Consider the following 1,711-nt stretch of genomic DNA (forward strand, 5'->3'; position numbering starts at 1 on the left):
GTCTCGATGATCTGTTCCATACTCATGGTTCAAGCATCACCTTCAAGTGCTTATGTGGGGTTGGACCGATGGGCGAGACCGTGAGCGGAGCGCGACGAACACCGCTGAGAACCGTCGATGTCGCCAAGGAGTCGGGGTATTCGGTGCAGCAGGTGCGCGACCTGGAGCGGCTGGGAGTCCTTCCCCCGGCAGCCCGGTCGGGCAACGGCTACCGCTCCTACACCTCCGCCCACGTGCAGGCCCTCGGCGCCTATCGCGGACTCGCCGGTGCTGTCGGGCCTGTCGCAGCCCGGCAGATGCTCGCGGAGCTGCGGACGCAGTCGCTCGCGGCGGCGGCCTCGGCGATCAGCGCGGTGCACGTGGGGCTCGCGCGGGAACGGGACGAGGCTTTGCGCGCCCAACAGGCGTTGCGCGCGATCCGGGAGGAGACCGACACCTCCGGGTTCGAGCCGGAGAGCGACGCGATGACGATCACGCAGCTGGCCGCGGCGCTCGACGTGCGTCCCTCGACGCTACGGTTCTGGGAGCAGGAAGGGCTCGTCGCCCCCGAGCGAGTGACGTCGCTGCGCGCGCGTCGCTACGGGCTCCCGGCGATCAGAGCGGCCCGCATCGTGGCGGCGCTGCGCAGCACTGGCTACGGCATTCCCGCGGTGCGCGACATCATGGCCTCACTGGACCGGCTCGACGGTCTGGAGGAGACGCAACTCGTCCTGCAACAGCGTCTCGACCAGATCGCCCTGCGGACCGTGGCACTGCTGCGGGCGGGCACGGACCTGGCAACCGTCATCATGTCAGTCAGGGAATCGCCCGCCGGGTGACTCAGCTGGCCGGTCGGCGCAGCAGAAGGTTCATCGCGGTCAGGGTGAGCACCGTCTCGTCGTGCTGGTTGCGGACTTCGACGTCCGTGTGCACGATCCCGCGGTCCGGTTTCGTCCGTGAGGGCCGGGCCGTACGGATGGTCGTGCGGATGGACAGGCTGTCGCCGGGACGGACCGGGCGGACCCAGCGCAGTTCGTCGATGCCGGGGGACGCCAGGCTGGCGACCTTGCTGACGTAATGGTCGGCGTACAGGCGCATCATCACGGATGCGGTGTGCCAGCCGCTGGCGATGAGCCCTTTGAAGGGGCCGGTCGCGGCGGCCTCGGGGTCGGTGTGGATGCTCTGCGGGTCGAATTCGGCGGCGAAGCGGAGGATGTCCTCCTCGATGAGGGTGATGCTGCCGTAGGTGTAGGTCGATCCGGGAGTGTAGTCCTCGAAGTAGCGTTTGTGGATCGGTGTGTTGAAGTCCGCGCCGCCCAGCGCTGAGGTCGATGTATCGGTCATCGTCCGCACGCTATCCGATGCCGCTCCTCCGGCGGGACCGAAGTGAATCCTGGCATGATCGCTTCTCATGGCTTCTGTCGCATGGAGTTCTCACGCGGTCGAGGTGGCCTCCGACCAGGTGGTCAAACGGTTCCCCGGAGGGGACCAAGCCCGTGCCGAGCGCGAATGGAGCGCATTGATGCTCCTGTCCGCTCATGCGCCGGGGCTGGCCCCTGAACCCCGGAAGGCGGATCTCACAGCGGCCGGGTCTACCGTGGTGATGTCCCGGCTTCCCGGTGTGCCCCTGCGTGGGTGCGCCCTGGGAGATGAGCAGGTAGAGGCGCTGGCAGAAGCAGCACGCAGTCTGTACGCCGCGGTTCCTGCCGCCACGCTCCGCGCGGTTCCGGTC

At 68.1% G+C, this 1,711-nt stretch carries 3 protein-coding genes; 2 read left to right on the forward strand and 1 reads right to left on the reverse strand.

Annotated features, from left to right (window positions below; translation table 11 throughout):
• The first annotated feature begins 68 nt into the window (after positions 1 to 68).
• On the forward strand, positions 69 to 818 hold the full coding sequence (locus ACQKIP_RS46750) for a MerR family transcriptional regulator (RefSeq protein ID WP_365856693.1): 750 nt from the start codon (positions 69 to 71) through the stop codon (positions 816 to 818).
• A gap of 1 nt (position 819) precedes the next feature.
• On the opposite strand, the gene ACQKIP_RS46755 is transcribed toward ACQKIP_RS46750, so the two are convergent.
• Positions 820 to 1,323 (reverse strand): MaoC family dehydratase, encoded by a 504-nt coding sequence (locus ACQKIP_RS46755; RefSeq protein WP_365856691.1) that lies wholly within the window; start codon positions 1,321 to 1,323, stop codon positions 820 to 822.
• Positions 1,324 to 1,390: 67 nt separating this feature from the next.
• Between ACQKIP_RS46755 and ACQKIP_RS46760 the strand changes: the two genes are divergently transcribed.
• On the forward strand, positions 1,391 to 1,711 hold a 321-nt coding region (locus ACQKIP_RS46760), incomplete at its 3' end, for a phosphotransferase (protein ID WP_427745794.1).

Source organism: Streptomyces sp. NPDC059900, assembly GCF_050270335.1.
In the GTDB taxonomy this organism is placed as follows: domain Bacteria; phylum Actinomycetota; class Actinomycetes; order Streptomycetales; family Streptomycetaceae; genus Streptomyces.